We start from the raw sequence: 25,455 nt of genomic DNA on the forward strand, positions 1-25,455 counted from the left end.
CGTCGGTTCAGTTGGCATTCATGTCGACTGACACCCCGCCATCGCGAGCAAGCTCGCTCCCACAGTTGTTTTGTGTTGGCTGAAATATCCGCGCCTGCCCCCGATCCCTGTGGGAGCGAGCCTGCTCGCGATGGCGGCTTTATGGCCGGCCAGGATTCTGTTGATTGAGTACATATCCGTTGCTGCGGTAACGACGACTTAGGGTTCCGCCCTTACGGCGGCTCACTTTTTTTCAGACGCCAAAAAAAGTAAGCAAAAAAGGCTTAACGGGGCGCCGAGATCAACGTCCACCGCGAGGCGGCCTAACAGCCGACCTGGCTCTTGAGGTCGTACACCCATCAGCTCTGTTTGAGCAGGACCTGTGGGAGCAAAGCTTGCTCGCGAGGCGGCCTGACAGCCGACCTGGTTCTTGCGGCCACATACCCATCAGACTTGTTTGAGCAGGACCTGTGGGAGCAAAGCTTGCTCGCGAGGCGGCCTAACAGCCGACCTGGCTCTCCGGCCGTACCCCGCTCCCACAGTGGAATGGTGTTGAACTTGGGATTCGGTTCGACACAGAACCCTGTGGGAGCGAGCTTGCTCGCGATGGCGTCGGCTCAGCTTGCATCAATGCAAGCGCTACCCCTTGGCCCCAGGCGCCGCCATCTCCTTGGTTTCCAAACGATCCAACGCCCGCTCAACCAACAATTGCACCCCGTCGGCCATACGACTGATCGCCAGGGCGGCACAGCGGCGTGAGTCATCCACGTCATCAGCCAGGTCGGCGGCGATGGTGCTGATGGAGAGCAGGTCTTCGGAGGCGTTGGCCAGCAGGGTTTCGGTGTCGATGTGGGGGGCGACGATGAACAGCTGGGTGCTGTCGGGTTCGGGCGGTGAGGCGGGCTTGGGGTTGAGGTAGTAGTCGAGGGCGCGGGTGGCGGCGTCATCGAGCTTTTTTTCTTCCTGCATTTCGACGCGGGATTTGTGGCCGCTTTGCGGAGGATTCGGAGTTGCTTTGAACATGATTAATTACCCGATATGTAATTGATTGGAAGCTGACACCTTTCGTTGCACCGAAAGAGGTGGCAGCTACGCGCGGGTGTGCAAGACCGGGCATATCGGACCCCGGCAGACCTCGAGAGTCTCCCGCGCGCAGCCGCCATAAACGCACCAATATGAGCATGAGCCGATTGGTGTGGCAGTTCGCGCGCCGATATGTACCGGACTTGCACGTCCGTGTCACCGTTTTTTGCGATGACGAACAGAGGTTAGCGGCGCTCGAAAGCCCTGCCTAGTTCATGAACAGCCCGGCGTTTTGAAGGAAATCTCCGAGGAACAGGAGAGCAAAAAGATCAAAAGATCGCAGCCTTCGGCAGCTCCTACGGAAATCGATGTAGGAGCTGCCGAAGGCTGCGATTTTTTGATTTTTGGTTTCGTGACTTGGCAGTCATCTTTCGCGAAAACAAGCTGATCTTCCGCTAAACCGATCCGATGATGGCGTTACGCCGAAGAATCGCTAAACTGCCAGCCAATCATCTTTCATCACGAGGTTGTGCCCATGAAATTTCGTTTTCTGCTGTGGATGCTGGGGTTGTTGATGGGCAAGGCCAGTCGGACCAATCCTGCGTTCCAGCAGCAGTTGGGCGACAAGGAATTGGTGTTCCAGCTGCAAACCCTGGACGGCAAGGTCGCCCGGCATTTCACCGTGAAAAACCAGCGCATCACTAGCCAGTCCGGCACTTACCCGGAGCCTGCGTTCGCCATTGCCTTCAAGGACGCCGCCTATGGCTTTGCCACGATGCAGGCCAAGAACAAGCAACTGGCGTTCATGACGGGGATTCAGGACAAGTCGATCCAGATCAAGGGCAACCCGGCGCTGGTGATCTGGTTCCAGGGGCTGACCAAATACCTGAGGCCGAGGAAACCGAAAGCCTAGTGATTCCCCTGTGGCGAGGGAGCTTGCTCCCGCTGGGCTGCGAAGCGGCCCCAAATGGATTGACGCGGTCCTCCAGGCGGATCGCGTCGGCAGGTTTTGCGTCTGCTGCGCAGCCGAGCGGGAGCAAGCTCCCTCGCCACAGGAGCTCGTCCGCCTGACACAGAGCCGTTTTCAGCCGTGGCCGAACTGCGACGCCAGCTCCCTCAGCAGCACTTCAGCCTCGAGCACTTTGCTGACTACGTCGTTGACCTTGTCCCGAGACAGGCCTACGCGTTCGAGCAACGCATCGGGAATTTCCTCGTCCGGGCCGGAGCCGATACCGCGCGAGCGCAGCAGGCGCACGGCCAGGCACACCAGGTTCGGGTAGGCGGCGTATTCGCCGTCGTAGTGCGGGTCGTGCTGGAAGCGCAGGGCGGTGGCCAGTTCGTCGGGCATGTCCCAGTAGCGCATCAGCCAGGCGCCGATCTGCTCGCGGCTGATGCCCAGCAGGTGCTGTTCCACGTAGCTGTGGCACAGGTGCGGGTTGACCTCCAGATGCCGGCAGATCAGCGAGAAGTGCGGCGGGAACACGTGGGCCAGCAGCAGGTAACCGAAGTTGTGCAGCAGGCCAGAGAGGTAGGTCAGGCCGCCTTCGGGTCGCTGGGCGCGCGGCATGGCGCGGGTCAGGCCTTCGATGACGGCGGCGGTGTAGATCGACTGGTGCCAGTACGGCGTGGTGTGTTGCGGGTGATCCTTGGGCAGGCTCAGGGTCTTGCCCAGCGCCAGGCCCAGCGCCAGGTTGATCACCAGGTCGAAGCCCAGGACCCGCACGATGGCATCTTCCACCGAACGAATCTTGCCCGGTGAGGCGTAGTAGGGCGATGCCGCCCAGCTCACCACTTGCGCGGCCAGGGCCGGGTCGGTTTCCACCACGCCGGTGATGTCATCGATGGTCGCGTCCGGGTCGACCCGCAGCTTGATGATTTTTTGCGCGGTTTCAGCCAGCGGCGGGATCTCGATGGTTTCTTCCAGCCGTTGCTGGATACGCCGGGCGGTGAATGCCTGCACGGCCAGGGTGATTTCCTTGCGGTCGTCGTCCGGGCGGTCCAGGTTGGGGGTGATGTTGCTCAGGGGCTCGCCGAACGTCGCGGCGCTGGCCTTGGTGAGCATGGTCTTGAACGCTTCGCTGGTGACTTCCAGCAGCAGCCCCGGTTCGCCGGAGTTGATCAGCAACTTCGGTTCGCGCAGCAGGCTTTCTTCGTACAGGCACGGCGAGCTGGTCAGCGCCGGCAGGCCGGGCAGCAGGCTCAGGCTGTGTTTGCCGAGCATGCGTTCCAGGCGTTCGGTCGGCACTGCCGTGAGTTTGCGACCGGTGAGCTCAGCCAGGCGGTTGAGGTCCAGCAGTTGGCTTTGCGGAAACAGTACCATCAGCGCGCCAACGGCATCGTGCAGCAACACCGCCTGTACTTTGCGGGCAGGGTTCAGGCCGGGGTGTTCGAGCACTTCGTCAAAGCCGATGCCCAATTTCTCGAGCAACAGCCGAATAACAGACGGAGCGTGCGGTGATTCGGGGACGAGGGCAGCTTCTGTCATGGTCTGTATCCGTTTTCCTACAAGTTGGTCAGTATAACCAGCTTGTCCGGTACGCGCGTCCGGAAAACTGAGCACGTGCTCACACTTGGCCGTATTGCTGCCCGTGCCGCAGCCAGCGATCCAGTAGCGGGCTGACGTGCTCGGGCCAGCGCTCCAGCAGCGCCTGGGCGGCATCGCGTACGGCGGGGAGCAGGTCGGCGTCGCGCATCAGGTCGGCTACCTTGAATTGAAGCAGACCGGTCTGGCGCGTGCCGAGCATTTCACCGGGGCCGCGTAATTCGAGGTCTTTTTCGGCGATGACGAAACCGTCGTTGGTTTCGCGCATGATCCCCAGCCGCTGGCGCCCGATCTGCGACAGCGGTGGGTGATAGAGCAAGACGCAATGGCTGGCGGCGCTGCCCCGACCGACGCGGCCGCGCAACTGGTGCAGCTGCGCCAGGCCCAGGCGCTCGGGGTTTTCGATGATCATCAGGCTGGCATTGGGCACGTCGACGCCGACCTCGATCACCGTGGTGGCAACCAGAAGTTGCAGGGCGCCGGCCTTGAATTCAGCCATGACGGCGGCTTTCTCGGCGGGCTTCATGCGGCCGTGGATCAGCCCGACCTTCAACTCGCCGAGGGCGGCGGTGAGGTCTTCATAGGTGGTTTCGGCCGCCTGGCAGGTCAGTTCTTCCGACTCTTCGATCAGCGTGCACACCCAATAAGCCTGGCGCCCTTCGGCACAGGCGCTGCGCACGCGCTCGATCACTTCCACCCGTCGAGTGTCGGTGACCAGCACGGTGTTGACCGGCGTACGGCCGGGCGGCAGTTCGTCGAGGATCGAGGTGTCGAGGTCGGCGTAGGCGCTCATCGCCAGGGTCCGCGGGATCGGCGTGGCGGTCATGATCAATTGATGAGGGCACATCCGCCCACCGACGCCTTTCTGCCTCAGGGCCAGGCGCTGTTGCACGCCGAAGCGGTGCTGTTCGTCGATGATCACCAGGGCCAGGTTCTTGAATTGCACTTCGTCCTGGAACAGCGCATGGGTGCCGACCACCATGGGCGCGCCTTCGGCGATCTGTGCCAGGGCGGCGGCGCGGTTCTTACCCTTGAGCTTGCCGGCCAGCCAGGCGACTTCGATGCCCAACGGTTCGAGCCAGCGCTGGAAGGTGATGAAATGTTGTTCGGCGAGGATCTCGGTGGGCGCCATCAATGCCACTTGATAACCCGCTTCCAAGGCCTGCAGGGCGGCGAGGGCGGCGACCACGGTCTTGCCGGCGCCGACATCACCCTGGATCAGCCGCAGCATCGGCTCGGGCTGGCTCAGGTCGTAGGCGATTTCGTTGCCGACCCGTTGCTGCGCGCCGGTGGGGGTGAAACCGAGGTTGGCCAGGTAGCGGGCCGGCAGGTCCTTGGCCTTGGGCATGGCCGGGGCGCGCAGGGAACGCAGGCTTTCGCGCAGGCGTTGCTGGGACAACTGATGCGTCAGCAGTTCTTCGAACGCCAGGCGATGCTGGGCCCAGTGATGGCCAAGGGCGAGTTCGTCGACATCGGCATCGGCGGGCGGATGGTGCAAGTAGCGGATCGCATCGGCCAGGGGCGCCAGGTGGTAATCCCGGGCCAGTTCCGTGGGCAGCCAGTCGGGCAGGCTGCTGGGGCCGAGCAGGGTCAGGGTTTGCTGGCAGAGCTGGCGCAGGCGTTGTTGGGTCAGGCCTTCGGTGAGTGGATAGACCGGGGTCAGGGTCTCATCCACGGGTGGCGGTTCGTCGCCGGTGATGGCGCGGTATTCCGGGTGATAGATCTCCAGCCCCGAAGCCCCGGGCCGTGCCTCGCCGTAGCAGCGCACGCGGGTGCCACGCTTTAGGCCTTCCTTTTGTGCATTGCTGAAATGATAGAAGCGCAGGCTGAGCCCGCCAGTGCCGTCCTGCAGGCGCACCACCAGGCTGCGCCGACGGCCCATGACCACGTCGGCGCCGCTGACGGTGCCTTCGATCACCGCATCCTGTCCCGGGCGCAGATGGCCGATGGGCACCACACGGGTGCGGTCCTGGTAACGCAGGGGCAGGTGGAACAGCACGTCCTGGAGGTTTTCCAGGCCGACCTTGGCCAGTTTCTCGGCCATGGCTTCACCAACACCCTTGAGTGTCGTGACCGGCACTTTCGACAGCTCAGTCATGGCCGTGGCTTACTTGCCAGCGGGCGGCCTGGCCACGGAGCACAGACGGATCGAGTCGGCGAGGATCTCGATGGCCTTGGGCCGCGGGAAACTGGCGCGCCAGGCGATGGCAACGGTGCGGAACGGCACGGGCGGCGTCAGTGGGCGGACTTCGATCACGCCGGGGGCGTAATGATGGCTGTCCACCGCCGACAGCGGCAGGATCGAAATGCCCAGGCCCGAGGCGACCATGTGGCGGATGGTTTCCAGGGAGCTGGACTCCACCGTGGTGTGCTTGGCGCCCTCGCTGCCCTTGGTCAGGGTCGGGCAGGCTTCGAGCACTTGGTCGCGGAAGCAGTGGCCTTCGCCAAGCAACAGCAGGCTCTTGTCGTTGAGCAGGGCGGCGTCGATGGTTTTTTTCTGGGTCCAGGGGTGCTGGGCCGGCATCAGGACGTAGAACGGTTCGTCGTAGAGCGGCAGGGTCAGGACGTCGGCTTCGTTGAACGGCAGGGCGATGATGATCGCGTCCAGCTCGCCGTTGCGCAGCTTGTCGCGCAGCACATGGGTGAAGTTTTCTTCGATGTACAACGGCATCTGCGGGGCGACCCGGTGCAGTTGCGGAATCAGGTGCGGGAACAGGTACGGGCCGACGGTGTAGATCGCGCCGACTTTCAGCGGGGCGGTCAGCTGGTTCTTGCCGGCCTGGGCCAGTTCGCGAATGCCCTGGGCCTGCTCCAGGACCTTTTGTGCCTGGGCGACGATGCCTTCGCCCACCGGGGTCAGGCGCACGGCGCTTTTGCTGCGCTCGAAAATCAGCACACCGAGTTCGTCTTCAAGCTTTTTCACGCCCACCGACAGCGTCGGCTGGCTGACGTGGCAACGCTCGGCCGCATGGCCGAAATGCTGCTCTTGGGCGAGGGTCACGATGTAGCGTAATTCTGTGAGGGTCATGGCGAGCGTCCGTGAAGTTGCGAGCCAAGCATACCGGCTGCAATCGATAGACGCACGTTATCAGACTGGGGGTGCGGTGTGACACTGTCCAATGTCTCTGTGGCGAGAGGATTTATCCCCGCTGGGGTGCGAAGCACCCCCAAAGCTCCAGCAATGTGGCAATCAAGAAAGATGTATCAGTAGCTTTTTTGGGGCCGCTGCACGCCCCAACGGGGATAAATCCCCTCGCCACAAAATAAGAAGCCCCTGTTACAGGGGCTTGCAAATTTGGGTCAGCGCCGGCGCTTGTCGATGGAGTACACAAACGGTGCCGTCAGTTCGATGGTGCCGTTGGTCAGCAGCTCCGCCGGCGGCTTGGGCAGCGGTTGGGCTTTGCGGATCATTTCCAGGGTGGCCCGGTCCAGGGAGTCCGTGCCGGAGCTGCCCACCAGTTCGAATGACAACACGTTGCCTTCGGCATCCACCACGAAGCGCAGGCGGTTGGTGCCTTCCTTGTTCATCTGCCGGGCCCTGACCGGGTAGTCCTTGTACTTGCCCAAGTGCGCCAGCAGTGTGCCTTGCCAATTGGCCTTGGCAGCCGATTGCGCAGGCGACGGGCCGGGCGCCGGTTGTGCGGACTTCTCGGCCACTGACTGGGTCGGCGGGGTGTCGCTGGGCTTCTGCTCCGACGGCTGTTCCTTCGGCGGCTCGGGCTTCTTCTCCACCGGCTTGGGCTTGGGCGGTTGCGGCTTTGGCTTGGGCTTGACCGGCTTGGGCACGGAAATCTCCGGCTTCGGCGCTTCGGCAAGCTTGGGCAGCGGCAATTCTTCGACCGGCTCGGGCGGTTGCGGCGGTGTGACGACTTTCGGCGGTGCCGGTGGCGGCGGGGCGGGCACCGGCGCCAGCTCGACCATCATCGCCTGGGGAGGCAATTCGATGGGCGGGCGCGATGTCCAGTTCAACGCCAGGGCGATGGCGAGCGCATGCACGCCCAGCACCACCACCAGGCTAGCGCTGTATCGCGTCAGCTTTTGGCGCGTCGTGATCATTTCTTGGGCGCCGTCTCGAGTCCGACCAGGCCGACCTTCAGGTAGCCAGCGCCCCGCAGTGCGTCCATCACGCTCATCAGGTCGCCGTAGTCCACGCCTTTGTCGGCCTGGAAGAAGATCGTCGTGTCTTTCTTGCCTTGGGTCTTGGCGTCGAGGGTCGCGCCGAGGGTTTCGGCCTTGACCTCGTCTTCACCCAGGAACAGGCGCTGGTCGGCCTTGACGCTGAGGAACACCGGTTTCTCCGGCCGTGGCGAGGGCTTGGCCGTCGACGCCGGCAGGTCCACCTTGATGTCCACGGTGGCGAGCGGGGCGGCCACCATGAAGATGATCAACAGCACCAGCATCACGTCGATGAACGGCGTGACGTTGATTTCGTGGTTCTCGGCCAGATCGTCGTCTGCGCCTTCTTTCAAATGCAGGCCCATGGCCGATTACCCCACTTTCACCATGTGCGGTTGCGAGCCACGCTCGGGCGGCAGGTGGTCGAGGTCGCGGCTGACCAGCAGCAGGACTTCGGCCGAAGCGTCGGAGACCTGGGCCTTGTAGCCGGCAATGGAGCGGGCGAAGACGTTGTAGATCACCACGGCCGGGATCGCCGCGACCAGGCCCAGTGCCGTTGCCAGCAGGGCTTCGGCGATGCCGGGTGCAACGACGGCGAGGTTGGTGGTCTGGGTCTTGGCGATGCCGATGAAGCTGTTCATGATGCCCCACACGGTGCCGAACAGGCCGACGAACGGCGCGGTAGAGCCGATGGTGGCGAGCACGCCGGTGCCGCTGCTCATGTTGCGACCGCAGGCGGCGACCAGGCGCTCGAGGCGGAAGCTCACGCGTTCCTTGATGCCTTCTTTCTCGCGGCTGTTGGCCGACAGGCGCATCTCTTCGAGTGCGTCATGCACCAACAGGTTGGCAAGAGTGCCTGCCTTCGCGGCAGTGGCGCTGGCTTCCTTGAGGGTGGTGGCTTTTTTCAGGGCGGCGATTTCACCGCGCAAGCGACGCTTGGCGCCCAGCAGCTCGAAGCCTTTGGCAATCCAGATGGTCCAGGTGATGATCGAGGCGATGGCCAGGCCAATCATCACGATTTTGACGATGATGTCAGCGTTCTTGTACATGCCCCATGGCGACAGGTCGTGGGCCATGCCCAGGGAGTTGTCGGCTTCGAGCACTTCAGGTGCGACGGCCTCGACGGCTTGGGCTGGGTCGGTGGCGGCGGGCGTCGCAACGGGAGCGGCCGGGTCGGCCGGTGCCTGGGCCGCAGCCGGTGCGGTGGCCGGGGTTGTAGCAGGGGGCGTGGCGGGCGTTTGTGCATCGGCGAACACGGCGGCAGGTGCCAGCAGCAGGCTGAACAGCAGGGCGGCTACCGTGCTCCAGGCACGAGGTCGATTGGTTGGCGAAGCGGGGGCTAGAGAACGTTTCATGCTGGCCGGACCTGAGAGGAAAAGAAGGTTTGATGTTCTTCCAGGCCTCGTGGGCCGAGAACAAAAGTGGCGGGCATTATTGCAAGTAATTCTTGTTAACAAAAGTAATACAGTAACTTTTTTTCTCACATGGCTAGCCGCTCGTCCCCCACGGAGGCTAGTCTGCGGCTTTGCCAGAGGAGTTCTTGATGTCCGCGCCTTCTGTTTTGATCGCCGGTTGCGGTGATATCGGCGGCCGCCTGGCCAGCCAGTTAGTGGCCGAACATTGGCAAGTCCATGGGCTGCGACGCACGGTTTCGAACCTGCCGACAGGCGTCATCGGGGTGGCGGGGGATCTGTTCAGCGAGCAATGTCCCGCCGACTGGCCCACCGGGTCGCTGGATTATCTGGTGTACAGCGCCGCGGCCACCGACCATGACGAAGCGGGTTATCGCACGGCTTATGTCGAGGGGTTGCAGCATGTGTTGAGCTGGTTGAAGCAGCATGGCCAGCGGCCCAAGCGTCTGTTTTTTGTGTCCAGCAGCAGCGTTTATGGGCAACAGCAGGGCGAATGGGTGGATGAAACCTCGCCCACCGTGGCCGGCGGGTATTCCGGACGGCTAATGCTCGAAGCCGAGCAAGTGGCCCTGGACAGCGGCATCCCGGCCAGCCGCGTGCGCCTGACCGGCATCTACGGCCCGGGTCGGGAATGGTTGCTGAGCCAGGTGCGCCAAGGCTATCGCGTCGTGATCGACCCCCCGCTCTACGCCAATCGCATCCACGCTGATGACGCGGCCGGCTTGCTGGCGTTCCTGTTGGAGGCCGATCGCCAGGGTCAGGTGGTGGACGATTGCTACATCGGCGTCGACGACGCCCCTGCGCCGCTGGCCGAGGTGGTGGGCTGGTTGCGCGAATACATGGGCGTGACCGAATGGGCCGAAGACGCCAGTGTGCGTCGCGCCGGCAGCAAGCGCTGCAGCAATGCCCGGGCAAAAGCCCTGGGATGGACGCCACGGTATCCGAGTTTTCGCGAGGGGTATGCGGCGATTCTGGAAGGGCGCTGCTGACTACAGCCACCCCAAAACCAACTGTGGGAGCGGGCTTGCTCGCGATGAGGCCATAACATTCAACATCAAGATTGACTGTTACACCGCTATCGCGAGCAAGCTCGCTCCCACAGGGGATTTTTGTTGTCACCTGGATCGCATTACTGCTTTTCCAGCACCCACTTGCGATCACCCGGCGTGAACGAAGGCATTTCATCCGCCAGCGCCGCATTCACGGTCTGGAAAATTTCCAGTTTCTTGCCGTCGCGGGCAAAGATCCAGGTGTTGCCCTGGCCGTTCTGTTGCAACCAGATGTTGTCGTTGCCACCGCTCATGGAGGCGCAATCGCCCGCCAGGCACAAGGCGTAGCGATCGGCACCCGGCAGCCCGCTGACCTGGCCGTCGGGCTGGAATTGCACGGTGGCGCCCTGGCCGGGACCGCTGGCTATGTTCCAGGTGCCGCCCAGATAGGCGGCATACAGCGCACGCTCGAAACTGGCGCCGATGGGCGCGCCTTCCGGGACCTGGACTTGCGCGCGGTCGAACATCTGCTGCGGTTCGTTCTCGGTGGCGGCCTGGCTCAACTGGTCGCCATCGCGCTTGAGTTCGCTGGCGGAGCTGCCGTAGAAATCAACTTTCCAGGCGCCGTCTTCTTCGCCCAGCAATTTGCCTTCGACGTTTTCAAAACCGTTGGTGTAGCGCGCCTGGCCGGCTCGGGTGTTGACGTCCCATTCCAGATTCGGGCCATAGCCCTGCAGCGCTTCGCGAAGCGGGCCGCCCTTGGCGGCAGCGTCGATGGCTGCCTGGTTGATCCAAGTGCCGCTAATGTCACGGTCGGCAGGGTCGCTGGCGCAGCCGCCCAGAAGCAGGGCTGCCAGCGAGAGAGCAAGCGCTTTGCGCATGGTGGAATCCTTTCAAGACGAAAACGGCGCAGCGGGGGAGGCTGCGCCGGCCTTATTACTCGATGACCAGGATGGCATCCATCTCAACCTGAGCGCCCTTTGGCAGGGCGGCCACGCCGATGGCGGCGCGGGCAGGGTAAGGCTGGTCGAAGTACTTGCCCATGATCTCGTTGACCTTGGCGAAGTGGCTCAGGTCGGTGAGGAAGATGTTCAGCTTGACGATGTCCTTGAACGAACCACCGGCGGCCTCGGCCACGGCCTTGAGGTTTTCGAACACCTGCACGGTCTGGGCTTCGAAGCCTTCCACCAGCTCCATGGTTTTCGGGTCCAGTGGGATCTGGCCCGACATGTACACGGTGTTGCCGGCCTTGATCGCCTGGGAATAGGTGCCGATGGCGGCTGGGGCTTTGTCGCTGGTGATAACGGTCTTGGTCATTGATGACTCCTTGTAAGGAATAGGGCTATTGAGGCGCTATGCGCGCATGCGGGTGATGCGGATAACGCCGGTCAGGGCGCGCAGTTTCTTGATCACGCGGGCCAGGTGCACACGGTCGTGCACGCTGACCACCAATTGGACGACGCTGATGCGGCCATCGCGCTCGTCCATGCTGATTTTTTCGATATTGCCGTCGGCGGCATTGACGCTGCTGGCCAGCAGGGCGATCAGGCCGCGCTGGTGTTCCAGCTCGACCCGCAGCTCGACGTTGAATTCGCCGGTGACATCCTTGGCCCAGGAGAGCTGGATGCATTTTTCCGGGTTATGCCGGATTTCGCTGATGTTGCGGCAGTTGTCCAGGTGCACGACCATCCCTTTGCCGGCGGACAAATGGCCGACAATCGGGTCGCCCGGGATCGGCGTGCAACACTTGGCATAACTGAGCACCAGGCCCTCGGTGCCGCGAATCGCCAGCGGGCCTTCGGGGCTTGGCAACTGTTCGCCTTCGCCGAGCAGGCGACGGGCGACGACGTAGGCCATGCGATTGCCCAGGCCGATGTCTTCGAGCAGGTCTTCGATCAATTCGAGGCGGTATTCGTGGAGCATCACCTGCACGCGCTCGCCCGGGATCTTGTCCAGCGAGCTGTCGAAACCGTTCAGCACCTTGTTCAACAAGCGTTCGCCGAGGCTGATGGATTCGGAGCGGCGTTGCAGTTTCAAGGCGTGACGGATATGGGTGCGGGCCTTGCCGGTGACCACGAAATTGAGCCACGCCGGGTTGGGCCGTGCGCCCGGGGCACTGACGATTTCCACCGTGGAACCGCTTTGCAGTGGTTCGGACAACGGTGCCAGGCGGCGGTTGATCCGGCACGCGATGCAGCTGTTGCCGACGTCGGTGTGCACCGCATAGGCAAAGTCCACGGCCGTGGAGCCTTTGGGCAGCTCCATGATCCGGCCCTTGGGCGTGAAGACGTAGACCTCGTCCGGGAACAGGTCGATCTTCACGCTCTCGATGAATTCCAAGGAGTTGCCGGCACGCTGTTGCATTTCCAGCACACCCTTGACCCATTGCCGGGCGCGGGCGTGGGTACTCTTGGGCTGCTCGTCACCGCTGGATTTGTACAGCCAATGGGCGGCGATGCCGTTGTTGGCCATCTCTTCCATTTCGCGGGTGCGGATCTGGATTTCGATGGGTACGCCGTGCATGCCGAACAGCGTGGTGTGCAGCGACTGATAGCCGTTGGCCTTGGGGATCGCGATGTAATCCTTGAACCGCCCCGGCAACGGTTTGTACAAATTATGTACAGCGCCCAGTACGCGGTAGCAGGTGTCGACCTTGTCGACGATGATCCGGAACGCATAGACGTCCATGATCTCGTTGAAGGCCCGACGCTTGCCGCGCATTTTCTTGTAGATGCCGTAGAGGTGTTTCTGCCGCCCGCTGACTTCGCCTTCGATGCCGTCGATGGCCAGGCAGTGGCTCAGGGACTCTTCGATCTTGTTGACGATTTCCTTGCGGTTGCCCCGGGCGCGCTTGACGGCCTGGTTGATCCGCGCCGAACGCATCGGGTGCATGGCCTTGAAGCCGAGGTCTTCGAACTCGATGCGGATCGCGTGCATGCCCAGGCGATTGGCGATGGGGGCGTAGATTTCCAGGGTTTCCTTGGCGATGCGTCGGCGTTTTTCGCCGGACAGCACTTCCAGGGTGCGCATGTTGTGCAGGCGGTCGGCGAGCTTGACCAGGATCACGCGGATGTCGCGGGCCATGGCCATGGCCATTTTCTGGAAGTTTTCGGCCTGGGCCTCGGCCTTGGTCTCGAAGTTCATCTGGGTCAGCTTGCTGACCCCGTCGACCAGTTCGGCCACGGTTTCGCCGAACTGCGCTTGCAGCGCTTCCTTGGCAATGCCGGTGTCTTCGATCACGTCATGCAGCATCGCCGCCATCAGGCTCTGATGGTCCATGTGCATGTCGGCAAGAATATTCGCCACCGCAAGGGGATGCGTGACGTACGCCTCGCCGCTGCGGCGGCGTTGGCCGTCGTGGGCTTGTTCGGCGTAGAAATAGGCTCGGCGGACCAGGTTGACCTGGTCCGTGCCGAGGTAGGCCGATAAGCGATCGGCGAGGGCGTCTATGCTCGGCATGATGACTCCTGCCGTTTGCTGTGACCCCGCGCCGTGCTACGTCGACCAGGCATAGGCTTAGACCGCCTCGTTGGACTCGTCCTCGAACGCTGCGAACAGCGGTTCGTCTTCGACGATTTCAGCGTTGGCGATGAACTCGTAGCTCATCAGGCCTTCGGCGATTTCACGCAGCGCTACCACGGTAGGCTTGTCGTTTTCCCACTGGACCAATGGCTCTTTGCCGCCGGTGGCCAGTTGACGGGCACGCTTGGTAGAGAGCATGACCAGCTCAAAGCGGTTTTCCACGTGTTCTAGGCAGTCTTCAACGGTTACGCGGGCCATGGTATTCCTCGGAGCGAATGCAATATGCGCGCTGCCCGGTTGGGCGAGCGGACTCGACAGTTTAAAAAAACACCAGCGTTTAGGGAAGCGCTGATTTTTTAACCAAACCCCTCGGCGCGCTGCGACTACCAATGTAAAGCCGTCGCAGCGGTTTTGGGAAGGGCTGTTCAGCCCAACAATTCGGCCAATAATTTACCGAAACGTTGCTGTTGGCGTTTCTGTTGCAGCTGGCTGGCGCGGAAAATCGCCTTCAGGTCGTCCAGCGCGTGGGCGAAATCGTCGTTGATGATCAGGTAGTCATAGTCGACGTAGTGACTCATCTCGCTGACCGCTTCGCGCATCCGCCCTTCGATGATGTCGTCACTGTCCTGGCCGCGGTTGGTCAGGCGCTGGCGCAAGGCTTGCTGGCTCGGCGGCAGGATGAAGATCGAACGGGCCTGGGGCATCAGCTTGCGCACCTGCTCGGCGCCTTGCCAGTCGATTTCCAGGATCAGGTCGTGACCTTCGTCCAGGGTCTGCTGCAAGTAGCTTTGCGAAGTGCCATAAAGGTTGCCGAAAACTTCGGCGCGCTCCAGGAAGTCGCCGTGTTCGGCCATCTTCACGAACTCTTCGCGGTCGACGAAGTGATAGTTCACACCATTCACTTCGCCCGGGCGCATGGCGCGGGTGGTGTGCGAGACCGAGACGCGGATCTGCGGCTCGGCGTCGATCAGTGCCTTGACCAGGCTGGTCTTGCCGGCGCCCGAGGGCGCGGAAATGATGTACAGAGTGCCGGTGCTGTGGGTCATGTTGTGAGCCTTACTCAATGTTTTGCACTTGTTCGCGCATTTGCTCGATCAACACCTTGAGGTTGACCGCCGCCTGGGTGCTGCGCGGGTCGAAGGCTTTGGAGCCCAGTGTATTGGCTTCGCGGTTGAGTTCCTGCATCAGGAAGTCGAGGCGGCGACCGGCCGCACCGCCGGACTTGAGCACCCGGCGAACTTCGATGATGTGGGTGCTCAGGCGATCCAGTTCTTCGGCCACGTCGCTCTTTTGCGCGAGCATGACCATTTCCTGTTCCAGGCGTTGCGGGTCCAGCTCGGCCTTCATGTCGGTGAAGCGGTCGAGGACTTTCTGGCGCTGGGTGGCGAGCATCTGCGGGACCAGTTCGCGCAGGGTGCTGACGTCTTCTTCAATGGAGGTCAGGCGCTCGTTGATCAGCCGGGCCAGCTCCGCGCCTTCGCGCTCGCGGCCGGCCTTGAGTTCCTTGAGACCTTCATTGAACAGCGCCATCGCCTCGGCGTTCAGCGCCTGCGGGTCGCTCGCATCGCCCACCAGCACACCGGGCCAGGCCAGGACTTCCAGTGGATTCAAGGCAGCAGGGTTCTTGATCAGGCCGGCGACGGTTTCGGCGGCGGCGACCAGTTGCGCGGCGCGCTCGCGGTCCACCTGCAAGGCTTTGCCGGTGCTTTCTTCAGTGAAGCGCAGGGTACATTCCAGCTTGCCCCGGGACAGGCCCTGGCGCAGTGCTTCGCGCACCCCCCCTTCCAGGTCGCGGAAAGACTCGGGCAGGCGCAGGTGCGGCTCCAGGTAGCGGCTGTTGACCGAGCGCAGTTCCCAGCTCAGCGTGCCTTGGGCCCCGGCTTTTTCGACGCGGGCGAAGGCGGTCATGCTGTGCACCATGGAGGTTCCTCGCAATGCAGGCCGGCACGACGGTGGTCGTGGGCCTGGGATCTGTAGATAAAAGCCCGAGGGCAGCAAAGGCGCAGGATTGTAGCGCAGTGAGGCGTATGCCCCAACCGCACTTGCGACAAAGCGCAGCAGCCCGTCGGGCGGGCCTTGGCGCCGCTTCGCTCGCGCCGGCTTTTTAGAGCCGTGCTACGTTTAACTGCCCTATGACGGTTCACGGCTCTATAATGCTCGGCAGTTTTCCGTCCTCTGTACAGGTACTCCCTATGAAACGTCCAAGTGGTCGCGCTGCCGATCAGCTTCGCTCGATCCGCATTACCCGCAACTACACCAAACACGCCGAGGGATCTGTACTGGTCGAATTCGGTGATACCAAGGTCATCTGCACCGTCAGCGTCGAAAACGGCGTGCCACGGTTTCTCAAGGGCCAGGGCCAGGGCTGGCTGACGGCCGAATACGGCATGCTGCCGCGCGCCACCGGTGAGCGGAACCAACGTGAGGCCAGCCGTGGCAAGCAGGGCGGTCGTACCTTGGAAATCCAGCGCTTGATCGGCCGCTCGCTGCGTGCTGCGTTGGACATGTCCAAGTTGGGCGACGTGACGCTGTATGTCGATTGCGATGTGATCCAGGCCGACGGCGGCACGCGTACTGCGTCCATTACCGGCGCCATGGTCGCCCTGGTCGATGCCTTGAAAGTGATCAAGAAGCGCGGTGGCCTCAAGGGCGGCGACCCGCTCAAACAAATGATCGCCGCGGTGTCCGTGGGCATGTACCAGGGCGAGCCGGTGCTGGACCTGGATTACCTGGAAGACTCCGCCGCCGAGACCGACCTGAACGTGGTCATGACCAGTGCCGGCGGTTTCATCGAAGTCCAGGGCACTGCCGAGGGCGCGCCATTCCAGCCGGAAGAATTGAACGCTATGCTGGAGTTGGCGAAGAAAGGCATGAACGAGATCTTCGAACTGCAAAAAGCCGCATTGGCTGACTGACCGATACCCGCTTCAAGACAAGGAGAGCGTCATGAGTGATGAGCAAATCCTGCTGCCCCAGCCGAGCAAAGAGGCGCGTCAATGGGCAATGTTTTGTCACCTGTCCGCCTTGTTGGGGATCTGGATTCCGTTCGGCACGCTGATCGGGCCGCTGGTGCTCTGGCAGCTCAAGCGTGAGTCCGACCCGTTCATCGATGCCCAGGGCAAGGAAGCGCTGAACTTCCAAATCACCGTGGCGATTGCCTCGGCGATCTGCCTGCTGTTGATGGTCGTGGTAATCGGCTTCTTCCTGTTCGGCCTGGTGGCCATCGGTGCGCTGGTATTGACCATCATCGGTGGCGTGAAGGCCAATGAAGGGCTGCCGTATCGGTATCCGTTTACCTGGCGCTTGGTCAAATAACCATCGGCGTTGCGATTCAAGGAAAATGCCCCGACTTATCGGGGCATTTTTTTTTGAAGTTGTAAATGTTTCTCTTTGTGTGCAGCGTCCCATTGCGTCGCCAGTTATCGTGCACATATACCGCTCTTACACTTCCAGTCACAACTGCACAGTTCCAGTGCAATCTCTATGCTTGGCAATAAGACACTTCGATTGATAGAGTTGCGCCAAGTTATATTCCTTTAGAAATATTTCGATATATTCAGACCATTGAAGGTCCTTGAATTCAAAGCCAATCAGTGTTGAGGCAATCAACCTGTTCAAGAGGCGTGCCCAGGTAAAAAGTCCGCCCCTGAATACATGTTCAAAGAATAAACACTCATGTTGCAGCTTGACTTCTATGGAACACTTGTCGCCGCCTCTCTAGTCCTTTTGTTGGGGCGCGGACTTGTTACACGTGTTGGTTTTCTACGCGCCTATAATATTCCTGAGCCTGTATCGGGCGGGTTGGTAGTTGCCCTGGCTCTCCTGGCTTTGCGCGGGCTTGAAGTTGAAGTTCGATTTGATACTTCATTGCAGACACCGCTGATGCTGGCATTTTTTGCCACGATTGGCCTGAGCGCAGACTTCGCCAGCCTGAAGAAAGGCGGGCGCGTGGTGGGGATTTTCCTGCTGGCGGTCGTCGGTCTGCTGGTGGTCCAGAATGCCATGGGCATCGGGCTCGCAAAAGCGCTGGGGCTCGATCCGTTGATGGGGTTGCTGACAGGCTCGATCAGCTTGGCGGGCGGTCACGGTACCGGCGCGGCGTGGGGGGCGGTGTTCAGTGAGAAATACGGTCTGGCTTCCGCCTCCGAGCTTGCGATGGCTTCCGCGACGTTTGGCTTGGTGTTGGGTGGCTTGATCGGAGGGCCGGTTGCGCGCCTGCTCATCAAGCGTGTCCAGTCACCCGTCGGCCTTGAGCCAGAAATGCCCCGGGTGCCCAAGGGGTTCGAGCAGCCGAACAAAGAGCGCTCGATTACGCCGTTTTCGTTTATCGAGACGTTGGCGCTGATTGCGGTCAGCCTGTTGGTCGGCACGCTCTTGAATGGGCAGCTCCACGACACCGCCTTCGAGTTGCCGACCTTTGTTTGCGTTTTGTTCGTGGGGGTGGTCTTGCGCAATGGCCTTTCGGCGCTTGGCTTGTATCAGGTCTTTGAGCGAGAAGTGTCCGTGCTCGGCAATGTCAGCCTGTCACTGTTCCTGGCGATCGCCCTGATGTCACTCAAGTTGTGGGACCTGGCGTCGCTGGCCTTGCCGATCTTCATTATCCTGGCGGCCCAGACATTGGTCATGGCGCTGTTTGCGATTTTCGTGACGTTCAGAATCATGGGCAGTCATTACGATGCCGCCGTCTTGGCGGCAGGGCATTGCGGTTTTGGGCTGGGTGCCACGCCGACGGCCATCGCCAACATGCAGGCAGTGACGCAGCGCTATGGGCCTTCACAGATAGCGTTCCTGGTGGTGCCGATGGTGGGGGCGTTCTTCATCGATATCATTAACGTCATCGTCATCAAGTTGTACCTTGCCCTGCCGTTTTTTGCCGTGGCTTGAGGTTCCGAGCGGTAGCGTTCGCCATAAAAAATGCCCGTCTCTTGCGAGACGGGCATTTTCTTTGGACGGTCGACCTGGGGGATGTCGCCGGTACGCTTAGATGGTCAGCGTCCAGTCGTAATCCACGATCAGCGGCGCATGCTGCGAGAACCGTGGTTGGCGCGGCAGGCGAGCGCTGCGTACGAAGCGGCGCAGCCCTGGCGTCAGCAACTGGTAGTCGAAGCGCCAACCGAGGTTGAGCATCTCAGCCTGTTCGTTGTCCGGCCACCAGCTGTACTGGTCGCCTTCACGGCTGACTTCGCGCAGGGCGTCGACGTAACCCATGTTGCCAATGATCTCGTCCATCCAGGCCCGTTCCGGCGCCAGGAAGCCAGGAGATTGTTGGCTGTCGCGCCAGTTCTTGATATCCAGCTTCTGCTGCGCCACGTACAGCGAGCCACAATAAATGTACTCGCGACGTTTGCGCCGCTGTTTATCCAGGTAACGGGCGAAGTCGTCCATCAACTTGAATTTCTGATTCAAATCTTCATCGCCGTTCTGCCCCGAAGGGAGCAGTAAGGTCGCGATGCTGACCTTGTCGAAATCGGCTTGCAGGTAGCGCCCGTAGCGGTCCGCCGTCTCGAAACCGAGACCGTTGATGACAGCCTTCGGTTGCAGCCGCGAGTACAAAGCCACGCCACCCTGGGCGGGGACTTCGGCATCGCAGGCATAAAGGAAGTAACCATCCAGTTGGAAGGCTGCATCGTCCAGTTCAAAGGCGGAGGCGCGGGTGTCCTGCAGGCAGATGACGTCGGCATTCTGTGCTTGCAGCCAACTGAGCAAACCACGCTCGACTGCAGCCTGAATACCATTGACGTTCACACTGATGATCCGCATAAATGGCCCCAAAAATCACGTGCGTGTATGATACACGCCGTGTACCTATTTAGCTAAATCCGCGGTATTTGAGGCTTTTTTTCATGCAGGCGTATCAGCGCGATTTCATTCGCTTTGCCATCGATCGCGGCGTTTTGCGCTTCGGTGAGTTCACCCTCAAGTCCGGGCGCACCAGCCCGTACTTCTTCAATGCCGGCCTGTTCAACACCGGTTCCGCCCTGGCGCAACTGGGTCGTTTCTATGCGGCAGCCATCGTCGAGAGCGGCATCCCGTTCGACGTGCTGTTCGGCCCGGCCTACAAAGGCATCCCGCTGGCCGCCACCACCGCCGTCGCTCTGGCCGAACATCACGGCCGCGACTTGCCTTGGTGCTTCAACCGCAAGGAAGCCAAGGCCCATGGCGAAGGTGGCAGCCTGGTGGGGGCGCCGCTGACTGGCGACGTGTTGATCATCGACGACGTCATCACTGCCGGCACGGCCATCCGTGAAGTGATGCAGATCATCGGTTCCCAGGAAGGCGCCAAGGCCGCTGGCGTGCTGATCGCCCTGAATCGCCAGGAGCGCGGCAACGGTGAGCTGTCGGCGATCCAGGAAGTGGAGCGCGACTTCGGCATTCCGGTGATCAGCATTGTGTCGCTGAACCAGGTGCTGGAGTTTTTGGCCGACGATCCACAGCTCAAGCAGCATTTGCCGGCGGTTGAGGCTTATCGGGCGCAGTTCGGCGTCTAAGAAGCCCGCTGATTTTGATCTTGTGGCGAGGGAGCTTGCTCCCGCTGGGCCGGTCCGACGCTTCGGGCGCAGCGGCCCCAATATTTTTGCGGTCGCTGCGCGACCGAGCGGGAGCAAGCTCCCTCGCCACAAAAGCATCATCTGAAAAAGAGGTGTAAAAAAAGACCCCGCTCAACCAGGTTGAGCGGGGTCTTTTTTTACCGGTATCGCTTAAGGACGCTTGCGATTGCTGATCAACGTGCCCACACCCGTATCGGTGAAGATCTCCAACAGGATCGCATTCGGTACCCGGCCGTCGATGATCAACGAACTGCCGACGCCACCTTGTACCGCTTCCAGCGCGCAACGGATCTTCGGCAGCATGCCGCCGTAGATAGTGCCGTCAGCGATCAGTTCATCGACCTGTTGGGTCGACAGTCCGGTCAGGACTTTGCCCGACTTGTCCATCAGGCCGGCGATGTTGGTCAGCAGCATCAGCTTTTCAGCTTTCAGTGCCTCGGCAACCTTGCCCGCCACCAGGTCGGCGTTGATGTTGTACGACTCGCCGTTGGCGCCCACGCCGATAGGCGCGATGACTGGGATGAAGTCGCCCTTGACCAGCAGGTTCAACAGGTCGGTGTTGATGCCGACCACTTCGCCCACATGCCCGATGTCGATGATTTCCGGCTGGGTCATCTCCGGAGTCTGGCGGGTGACGGTGAGTTTCTTCGCCCGGATCAGCTCGGCGTCCTTGCCTGTCAGGCCGATGGCGCTGCCGCCATGGCGGTTGATCAGGTTGACGATGTCCTTGTTGACCTGACCGCCCAGGACCATTTCCACCACATCCATGGTCTGCGCGTCGGTCACGCGCATGCCATCGATGAAGTGGCTTTCGATCGACAGGCGCTTGAGCAGGTCGCCGATCTGCGGACCACCGCCATGCACCACCACCGGGTTGATGCCCACGGCCTTCATCAGCACGATGTCGCGGGCGAAGCCGGTCTTGAGCTCCTCGCTTTCCATCGCGTTGCCGCCGTATTTGATCACCAGGGTCTTGCCGACGTAGCGTCGGATATAAGGCAACGCTTCGGACAGGACCTTGGCGGTATTGGCGGCGGCTTCGCGTTCGAGGGTCATTCAGGGCTCCGGTAGTGCTTCAAAAAATCAAAACGGTAGTTGGAGATCAGGTGCAACACGTTTGAGTTGGGCGTGGAACACATCCTTGATGCGCTGCAGTTCGGCTTCGTTGTCGGCCTCGAAACGCAGTACCAGCACCGGTGTGGTGTTGGATGCGCGAACCAGGCCCCAGCCATGGGGATAGTCGACCCGCACACCGTCGATGGTGGTCAGTTCGGCGCCTTCGCCCCATTGAGCGTCGTGCAGTGCATCAATGATGCTGAATTTGCTCTCTTCGGTCACATGGATATTGATTTCTGGCGTAGAAATATCGTTTGGGAAGGTTGCGAACAGCTCTTCGGCGGTGGATTTCTCTTTGCTGAGGATTTCCAGCAGGCGCGCGGCGCTGTAGATGCCGTCGTCAAAACCGAACCAGCGTTCCTTGAAGAAGATGTGCCCGCTCATTTCGCCGGCCAGCAGGGCTCCGCTCTGTTTCATTTTCTTCTTGATCAACGAATGACCGGTTTTCCACATCAGCGGGCGACCGCCGTATTCCTTGATCAGCGGCACCAGGCGACGGGTGCACTTAACGTCGAAAATGATTTCGGCATCGGGGTTGCGCGCCACCACGTCCTTGGCGAACAGCATCAGCAGGCGGTCCGGGAATACCACGCTGCCGGTATTGGTCACCACGCCCACGCGATCGCCGTCGCCGTCGAAGGCCAGGCCCAGGTCGGCGTTGGTTTCCTTGACCTTGGCGATCAGGTCTTCGAGGTTTTCCAGCTTGCCCGGGTCCGGGTGGTGGTTAGGGAAGTTGCCGTCCACGTCGCAGAACAGCGGGATGACTTCGCAGTTCAGCGCTTCGATCAGTTGCGGGGCGATCACGCCTGCCGCGCCGTTGCCGCAATCGACCACCACTTTCAGGCGGCGGGCGAGTTTCACGTCCTTGACGATTTCGTCGTTGTAGCGCGGCAGGATATCGACCTTGGTCACGCTGCCCTGGCCGCTGCTCAGGTCGTTGGTCTTGAGGCGGGTGTGCAGGGCCTGGATCTGCTCGTTGGCGAGGGTGTCGCCGGCGATGACGATCTTGAAGCCGTTGTAGTTCGACGGGTTGTGGCTGCCGGTGAGCATCACCCCGGATTTGCCGGCCAGCACGTTGGCGGCGTAGTACAGCGCCGGGGTTGGCACCAGGCCCACGTCGCTGACGTGGCAGCCACTGTCGGCAACGCCTTTGATCAACTGTGCGACCAGCTCAGGGCCCGACAAGCGGCCATCACGGCCGACGCACACATTCGGTTCACCCTGGGCCAGGCTCTCGGAGCCGATGGCGCGGCCAATCCAGTAGGCGGTTTCGGCAGTGAGGGTTTCCGGTACCACGCCACGGATGTCGTAGGCGCGGAAGATGCTGTCAGGGAAGATCGGGGCGATTGCGGCTGGGGTGTTCATGGGCGGGGCGCTCTATCAGGAAAGTGACTGGACAGGCCGGCGGTTAGCGTCGGCAGGCTCAAGCTGAAGGGTATGACGGCGTTTTTGACAGAGAGTTCGTGGTGGGAAAGTGCCATGAGACAGCGTTACCCTGGCCTCGCTCGCCTAATACATTGATTCCGGGTGGGAAACCTAGCAGAAAGCCATTGCGCATTTTTTGCCCTGAAACACAAGCTTCACAAACGGGCCGGGCAGGACGCCCGGCCTGTAACCACTAGTCAATGGCTGCCGGAATGCCCGAAACCACCCGCGCCGCGCTGGCTTTCGTCGAATTCTTCGACCAGTTCGAAGTGGGCCTGGACCACTGGCACCAGCACCAACTGCGCGATGCGTTCGCCCACGGCAATGTTGAAGGCCGTTTGGCCGCGGTTCCAGCACGACACCATCAGTTCGCCCTGGTAGTCGGAATCGATCAGGCCCACCAGGTTGCCCAGCACGATGCCGTGCTTGTGGCCCAGGCCCGAGCGCGGCAGGATCAGCGCCGCCAGGCCCGGGTCGCCGATGTACACCGACAGACCGGTAGGAATCAACAGGGTCTGGCCAGGCTCCAGGACCGTGTCCTGCTTGAGCATCGCCCGCAGGTCGAGGCCGGCGGAGCCCGGCGTGGCGTATTGCGGCAGCGGGAATTCGTTACCAATGCGTGGGTCGAGGATCTTGGCTTGTAGGGCGTGCATGACATTAAACCTGGTTCAGACGTTCGGCGATAAAAGTGATCAGCTGGCGGGCAATCTTGCTCTTGCTGGTCTGGGCGAAAAGTGTGGCGTGCAACTGGCGGTCGATCACGCTGCAGGCGTTTTCTTCGCTGTTGAAGCCGATGCTCGGGTTGGCCACGTCGTTGGCGACGATCAAGTCGAGGTTCTTGTCCTTGAGCTTGCGTGCGGCGTAATCGAGCAGGTGTTCGGTCTCGGCGGCAAAGCCGACACTGAACGGGCGGTCGGGGCGGGTGGCGATGCTGGCCAGGATGTCCGGGTTGCGCACCATTTGCAGTAGCAGGCCGTCGCCGCTTGTAGGGTCTTTCTTCAATTTTTGCGGGGCAACGACTTCGGGACGGTAGTCCGCCACCGCCGCCGAGGCGATGAACAGGTCGCACGGGATGGCCGCTTCGCAGGCCGCGAGCATGTCCCGGGCGCTGACCACGTCGATGCGCGTGACTCGGTCCGGGGTCGGCAAGTGCACGGGGCCGGTGATCAGCGTCACCCGGGCGCCGGCTTCCACGGCAGCTTCGGCCAGGGCGAAGCCCATTTTTCCGGAGCTGTGGTTGGTGATGTAGCGCACCGGGTCGATGTTTTCCTGGGTCGGTCCGGCGGTGATCAGCACATGCTTGCCGGTCAGGGCCTGGCGCTGGAAGCAGTCGGCGGCGCACTGGGCCAGGTCGGTGGCTTCGAGCATGCGGCCCATGCCGACATCACCGCAGGCCTGGCTGCCAGAGGCCGGGCCGAAGACTTTCAGGGCGCGGCTTTCGAGCAATTGCAGGTTGGCCTGGGTCGCCGGGTCGCGCCACATGGCCTGGTTCATGGCCGGCGCCACGGCGACCACCGCGTCGGTGGCGAGCACCAGGGTGGTCAGCAGGTCGTCGGCGATGCCTTGGGCCAAACGGGCGATCAGGTCGGCCGTGGCCGGGGCGATCAGCACCAGGTCGGCCCACTTGGCCAGTTCGATATGGCCCATGGCGGCTTCGGCCGCGGGGTCGAGCAAATCCAGGTGGACCGGGTGCCCGGACAGGGCTTGCATGGTCAGCGGGGTAATGAACTCGCTGCCGCCGCGGGTCATGACGACCCGTACTTCCGCGCCCTGGTCGATAAGCCTGCGAACCAGCTCGGCGCTCTTGTAGGCGGCAATGCCGCCGCCGACGCCCAGAACGATGCGTTTCCGATACAGCCGCTGCATAGGCCTGCCTTTCGATTTCAGTGGTCAGTGCAAGGCGAACCCCTTGGCAGCAGCTGCCAGGGTGCAAATCGCCTGCAAAAAAGATGGGCTACGATATCACAGCGACCGCTACGGAACAGCGGCGCCCACAATCAGGGAGATGCTATGAGTATTCGCGATTGGCCCGCGGCCGAGCGGCCACGGGAGCGGTTATTGGCGCTAGGGGCGGGGAGTCTATCGGACGCCGAGCTGCTGGCGATTTTTTTACGAACCGGCGTGTCGGGCAAAAGCGCGGTGGATCTGGCGCGACAACTATTGATTCAATTTGGCAGCCTGCGCGCGCTGCTTGAAGCCGATCAGATCACATTCAGTAATCATATGGGGCTCGGGCCGGCGAAATTTGCCCAGCTGCAAGCGGCTCAGGAAATGAGTCGTCGGCATTTGGCTGAACGGGCACGGGAAAAGACCACGCTGGAAAGCCCGTTCGCGGTGCGTGAGTACCTCAAATCGATGCTGCGTCACGAACCCCACGAGGTGTTCGGCTGCCTGTTCCTCAATTCCAAGCACCAGGTGCTGACCTTCGAGGCGCTGTTTCGCGGCTCTATCGACAGCGCCAGTGTCCATCCCCGGCAGGTCGTCAAGCGCGCCCTGGCCCACAACGCCGCGGCGCTGATCCTGTGCCACAACCACCCCTCCGGCAACACCGAGCCCAGCCAGGCCGACCGAGTACTCACTGAGCGCCTTCAGGAGGCGCTGGAGCTGATCGACGTGCGGGTGCTCGACCATTTCATCGTTGGCGATGGAGAGCCGCTGTCGATGGCGGAGTGTGGGTGGATGTAGGCGATATTTAGCGCTTAGAACCCTTTGTGGGAGCGAGCTTGCTCGCGATAGCGGTCGATCAGTCAACATCGATGTCATCTGATACGCCGCCATCGCGA

Annotated in this window: 24 protein-coding genes and 1 pseudogene; 7 read left to right on the forward strand and 18 right to left on the reverse strand. The window is 61.7% G+C overall.

Translation table 11 applies throughout. The annotated features are described in order from the left end of the window. Positions 1-618 precede the first annotated feature (618 nt). A complete protein-coding gene (locus LQ215_RS19545; RefSeq protein ID WP_230152162.1) occupies positions 619-1,002 on the reverse strand; it encodes a DUF6124 family protein in 384 nt (127 codons plus the stop codon). A gap of 535 nt (positions 1,003-1,537) precedes the next feature. Here LQ215_RS19545 and LQ215_RS19550 point away from each other — a divergent pair. Then, positions 1,538-1,915 carry a helicase gene (locus tag LQ215_RS19550; protein ID WP_230152163.1) on the forward strand — a complete coding sequence of 126 codons (378 nt, stop codon included), beginning with the start codon at positions 1,538-1,540 and terminating at the stop codon, positions 1,913-1,915. A 171-nt stretch (positions 1,916-2,086) separates the two neighbouring features. Here LQ215_RS19550 and LQ215_RS19555 read toward each other — a convergent pair whose 3' ends face one another. From LQ215_RS19555 to exbB, 6 genes are all read right to left on the reverse strand, one after another. Next, entirely contained in the window at positions 2,087-3,487 is a 1,401-nt protein-coding gene (locus tag LQ215_RS19555; RefSeq protein ID WP_230152164.1) for an aminoacyl-tRNA deacylase and HDOD domain-containing protein, read from the reverse strand. A gap of 79 nt (positions 3,488-3,566) precedes the next feature. Continuing rightward, on the reverse strand, positions 3,567-5,642 hold the full coding sequence (recG, locus tag LQ215_RS19560) for an ATP-dependent DNA helicase RecG (protein ID WP_230152165.1): 2,076 nt from the start codon (positions 5,640-5,642) through the stop codon (positions 3,567-3,569). Positions 5,643-5,651: 9 nt separating this feature from the next. After that, the gene (locus tag LQ215_RS19565) at positions 5,652-6,572 is read right to left on the reverse strand and encodes a hydrogen peroxide-inducible genes activator (RefSeq protein WP_230152166.1); all 921 of its coding nucleotides are present in this window, start codon (positions 6,570-6,572) and stop codon (positions 5,652-5,654) included. Between the two features lie 272 nt (positions 6,573-6,844). Further along, entirely contained in the window at positions 6,845-7,600 is a 756-nt protein-coding gene (locus LQ215_RS19570; RefSeq protein WP_230152167.1) for an energy transducer TonB, read from the reverse strand. After that, entirely contained in the window at positions 7,597-8,025 is a 429-nt protein-coding gene (gene exbD, locus LQ215_RS19575; RefSeq protein ID WP_003206888.1) for a TonB system transport protein ExbD, read from the reverse strand. Before exbD ends, LQ215_RS19570 begins: the two co-directional genes overlap by 4 nt. 6 nt (positions 8,026-8,031) lie before the next feature. After that, complete coding sequence (gene exbB / locus LQ215_RS19580; RefSeq protein WP_230152168.1) at positions 8,032-9,015, reverse strand: tonB-system energizer ExbB; 984 nt, start codon at positions 9,013-9,015, stop codon at positions 8,032-8,034. Positions 9,016-9,203: 188 nt separating this feature from the next. On the opposite strand from exbB, the gene LQ215_RS19585 reads away from it, so the two are divergent. After that, a complete protein-coding gene (locus LQ215_RS19585; RefSeq protein WP_230152169.1) occupies positions 9,204-10,061 on the forward strand; it encodes an SDR family oxidoreductase in 858 nt (285 codons plus the stop codon). 140 nt (positions 10,062-10,201) lie between these two features. Here the strand turns inward: LQ215_RS19585 and LQ215_RS19590 are convergent, their stop codons facing one another. From LQ215_RS19590 to LQ215_RS19615, 6 genes are all read right to left on the reverse strand, one after another. Continuing rightward, positions 10,202-10,942, reverse strand: coding sequence for a hypothetical protein (locus LQ215_RS19590; protein WP_230152171.1), 741 nt, complete (start codon positions 10,940-10,942; stop codon positions 10,202-10,204). A gap of 55 nt (positions 10,943-10,997) precedes the next feature. Next, positions 10,998-11,378 (reverse strand): RidA family protein, encoded by a 381-nt coding sequence (locus LQ215_RS19595; RefSeq protein ID WP_014340863.1) that lies wholly within the window; start codon positions 11,376-11,378, stop codon positions 10,998-11,000. Positions 11,379-11,414: 36 nt separating this feature from the next. Beyond that, positions 11,415-13,520, reverse strand: coding sequence for a bifunctional GTP diphosphokinase/guanosine-3',5'-bis pyrophosphate 3'-pyrophosphohydrolase (gene spoT, locus LQ215_RS19600; protein WP_053126562.1), 2,106 nt, complete (start codon positions 13,518-13,520; stop codon positions 11,415-11,417). Between the two features lie 57 nt (positions 13,521-13,577). Further along, positions 13,578-13,841 (reverse strand): DNA-directed RNA polymerase subunit omega, encoded by a 264-nt coding sequence (gene rpoZ, locus LQ215_RS19605; RefSeq protein WP_003177259.1) that lies wholly within the window; start codon positions 13,839-13,841, stop codon positions 13,578-13,580. A 167-nt stretch (positions 13,842-14,008) separates the two neighbouring features. Beyond that, the gene (gmk, locus tag LQ215_RS19610) at positions 14,009-14,629 is read right to left on the reverse strand and encodes a guanylate kinase (protein ID WP_003206877.1); all 621 of its coding nucleotides are present in this window, start codon (positions 14,627-14,629) and stop codon (positions 14,009-14,011) included. 10 nt (positions 14,630-14,639) lie between these two features. Continuing rightward, the gene (locus LQ215_RS19615; RefSeq protein WP_230152172.1) at positions 14,640-15,503 is read right to left on the reverse strand and encodes a YicC/YloC family endoribonuclease; all 864 of its coding nucleotides are present in this window, start codon (positions 15,501-15,503) and stop codon (positions 14,640-14,642) included. Between the two features lie 272 nt (positions 15,504-15,775). Here LQ215_RS19615 and rph point away from each other — a divergent pair, with 272 nt between their 5' ends. The 3 genes from rph (at position 15,776) to gltS (ending at position 18,467) form a co-directional block, all read left to right on the forward strand. After that, the gene (gene rph, locus LQ215_RS19620) at positions 15,776-16,498 is read left to right on the forward strand and encodes a ribonuclease PH (RefSeq protein ID WP_003177262.1); all 723 of its coding nucleotides are present in this window, start codon (positions 15,776-15,778) and stop codon (positions 16,496-16,498) included. Between the two features lie 31 nt (positions 16,499-16,529). Further along, on the forward strand, positions 16,530-16,898 hold the full coding sequence (locus tag LQ215_RS19625) for a DUF4870 domain-containing protein (protein ID WP_058545766.1): 369 nt from the start codon (positions 16,530-16,532) through the stop codon (positions 16,896-16,898). Between the two features lie 360 nt (positions 16,899-17,258). Then, positions 17,259-18,467, forward strand: coding sequence for a sodium/glutamate symporter (gene gltS / locus LQ215_RS19630; RefSeq protein WP_230152173.1), 1,209 nt, complete (start codon positions 17,259-17,261; stop codon positions 18,465-18,467). A 96-nt stretch (positions 18,468-18,563) separates the two neighbouring features. Here gltS and LQ215_RS19635 read toward each other — a convergent pair whose 3' ends face one another. Further along, positions 18,564-19,343: an exodeoxyribonuclease III gene (locus tag LQ215_RS19635; protein WP_013694557.1), complete on the reverse strand. Its 780-nt coding sequence runs from the start codon at positions 19,341-19,343 to the stop codon at positions 18,564-18,566. 83 nt (positions 19,344-19,426) lie between these two features. On the opposite strand from LQ215_RS19635, the gene pyrE reads away from it, so the two are divergent. Then, positions 19,427-20,071: an orotate phosphoribosyltransferase gene (gene pyrE / locus LQ215_RS19640; protein ID WP_003206873.1), complete on the forward strand. Its 645-nt coding sequence runs from the start codon at positions 19,427-19,429 to the stop codon at positions 20,069-20,071. A 210-nt stretch (positions 20,072-20,281) separates the two neighbouring features. On the opposite strand, the gene argB is transcribed toward pyrE, so the two are convergent. The 4 genes and pseudogenes from argB to coaBC form a co-directional block, all read right to left on the reverse strand. Beyond that, on the reverse strand, positions 20,282-21,187 hold the full coding sequence (gene argB, locus LQ215_RS19645; protein ID WP_230152175.1) for an acetylglutamate kinase: 906 nt from the start codon (positions 21,185-21,187) through the stop codon (positions 20,282-20,284). A gap of 27 nt (positions 21,188-21,214) precedes the next feature. Continuing rightward, positions 21,215-22,618: pseudogene (locus tag LQ215_RS19650) on the reverse strand (phosphomannomutase/phosphoglucomutase); the annotation flags it as partial. Between the two features lie 251 nt (positions 22,619-22,869). After that, entirely contained in the window at positions 22,870-23,325 is a 456-nt protein-coding gene (gene dut, locus LQ215_RS19655) for a dUTP diphosphatase (protein ID WP_047702584.1), read from the reverse strand. 4 nt (positions 23,326-23,329) lie between these two features. After that, on the reverse strand, positions 23,330-24,538 hold the full coding sequence (coaBC, locus tag LQ215_RS19660; protein WP_003206865.1) for a bifunctional phosphopantothenoylcysteine decarboxylase/phosphopantothenate--cysteine ligase CoaBC: 1,209 nt from the start codon (positions 24,536-24,538) through the stop codon (positions 23,330-23,332). Positions 24,539-24,682: 144 nt separating this feature from the next. Between coaBC and radC the strand changes: the two genes are divergently transcribed. Next, positions 24,683-25,357 carry a RadC family protein gene (radC, locus tag LQ215_RS19665; RefSeq protein ID WP_230152176.1) on the forward strand — a complete coding sequence of 225 codons (675 nt, stop codon included), beginning with the start codon at positions 24,683-24,685 and terminating at the stop codon, positions 25,355-25,357. The last annotated feature ends 98 nt before the right edge of the window (positions 25,358-25,455 follow it).

Source organism: Pseudomonas brassicacearum, from assembly GCF_918698105.1.
Taxonomy (GTDB): domain Bacteria; phylum Pseudomonadota; class Gammaproteobacteria; order Pseudomonadales; family Pseudomonadaceae; genus Aquipseudomonas; species Aquipseudomonas brassicacearum_F.

What these genes read in the sequence shown, in the direction of transcription:
- LQ215_RS19545 (WP_230152162.1), bottom strand. Translation starts at nt 1,002, where the DNA reads ATGTTCAAAGCAACTCCGAATCCTCCGCAAAGCGGCCACAAATCCCGC.
- LQ215_RS19550 (WP_230152163.1), top strand. Translation starts at nt 1,538, where the DNA reads ATGAAATTTCGTTTTCTGCTGTGGATGCTGGGGTTGTTGATGGGCAAG.
- LQ215_RS19555 (WP_230152164.1), bottom strand. Translation starts at nt 3,487, where the DNA reads ATGACAGAAGCTGCCCTCGTCCCCGAATCACCGCACGCTCCGTCTGTT.
- recG (WP_230152165.1), bottom strand. Translation starts at nt 5,642, where the DNA reads ATGACTGAGCTGTCGAAAGTGCCGGTCACGACACTCAAGGGTGTTGGT.
- LQ215_RS19565 (WP_230152166.1), bottom strand. Translation starts at nt 6,572, where the DNA reads ATGACCCTCACAGAATTACGCTACATCGTGACCCTCGCCCAAGAGCAG.
- LQ215_RS19570 (WP_230152167.1), bottom strand. Translation starts at nt 7,600, where the DNA reads ATGATCACGACGCGCCAAAAGCTGACGCGATACAGCGCTAGCCTGGTG.
- exbD (WP_003206888.1), bottom strand. Translation starts at nt 8,025, where the DNA reads ATGGGCCTGCATTTGAAAGAAGGCGCAGACGACGATCTGGCCGAGAAC.
- exbB (WP_230152168.1), bottom strand. Translation starts at nt 9,015, where the DNA reads ATGAAACGTTCTCTAGCCCCCGCTTCGCCAACCAATCGACCTCGTGCC.
- LQ215_RS19585 (WP_230152169.1), top strand. Translation starts at nt 9,204, where the DNA reads ATGTCCGCGCCTTCTGTTTTGATCGCCGGTTGCGGTGATATCGGCGGC.
- LQ215_RS19590 (WP_230152171.1), bottom strand. Translation starts at nt 10,942, where the DNA reads ATGCGCAAAGCGCTTGCTCTCTCGCTGGCAGCCCTGCTTCTGGGCGGC.
- LQ215_RS19595 (WP_014340863.1), bottom strand. Translation starts at nt 11,378, where the DNA reads ATGACCAAGACCGTTATCACCAGCGACAAAGCCCCAGCCGCCATCGGC.
- spoT (WP_053126562.1), bottom strand. Translation starts at nt 13,520, where the DNA reads ATGCCGAGCATAGACGCCCTCGCCGATCGCTTATCGGCCTACCTCGGC.
- rpoZ (WP_003177259.1), bottom strand. Translation starts at nt 13,841, where the DNA reads ATGGCCCGCGTAACCGTTGAAGACTGCCTAGAACACGTGGAAAACCGC.
- gmk (WP_003206877.1), bottom strand. Translation starts at nt 14,629, where the DNA reads ATGACCCACAGCACCGGCACTCTGTACATCATTTCCGCGCCCTCGGGC.
- LQ215_RS19615 (WP_230152172.1), bottom strand. Translation starts at nt 15,503, where the DNA reads ATGGTGCACAGCATGACCGCCTTCGCCCGCGTCGAAAAAGCCGGGGCC.
- rph (WP_003177262.1), top strand. Translation starts at nt 15,776, where the DNA reads ATGAAACGTCCAAGTGGTCGCGCTGCCGATCAGCTTCGCTCGATCCGC.
- LQ215_RS19625 (WP_058545766.1), top strand. Translation starts at nt 16,530, where the DNA reads ATGAGTGATGAGCAAATCCTGCTGCCCCAGCCGAGCAAAGAGGCGCGT.
- gltS (WP_230152173.1), top strand. Translation starts at nt 17,259, where the DNA reads ATGTTGCAGCTTGACTTCTATGGAACACTTGTCGCCGCCTCTCTAGTC.
- LQ215_RS19635 (WP_013694557.1), bottom strand. Translation starts at nt 19,343, where the DNA reads ATGCGGATCATCAGTGTGAACGTCAATGGTATTCAGGCTGCAGTCGAG.
- pyrE (WP_003206873.1), top strand. Translation starts at nt 19,427, where the DNA reads ATGCAGGCGTATCAGCGCGATTTCATTCGCTTTGCCATCGATCGCGGC.
- argB (WP_230152175.1), bottom strand. Translation starts at nt 21,187, where the DNA reads ATGACCCTCGAACGCGAAGCCGCCGCCAATACCGCCAAGGTCCTGTCC.
- dut (WP_047702584.1), bottom strand. Translation starts at nt 23,325, where the DNA reads ATGCACGCCCTACAAGCCAAGATCCTCGACCCACGCATTGGTAACGAA.
- coaBC (WP_003206865.1), bottom strand. Translation starts at nt 24,538, where the DNA reads ATGCAGCGGCTGTATCGGAAACGCATCGTTCTGGGCGTCGGCGGCGGC.
- radC (WP_230152176.1), top strand. Translation starts at nt 24,683, where the DNA reads ATGAGTATTCGCGATTGGCCCGCGGCCGAGCGGCCACGGGAGCGGTTA.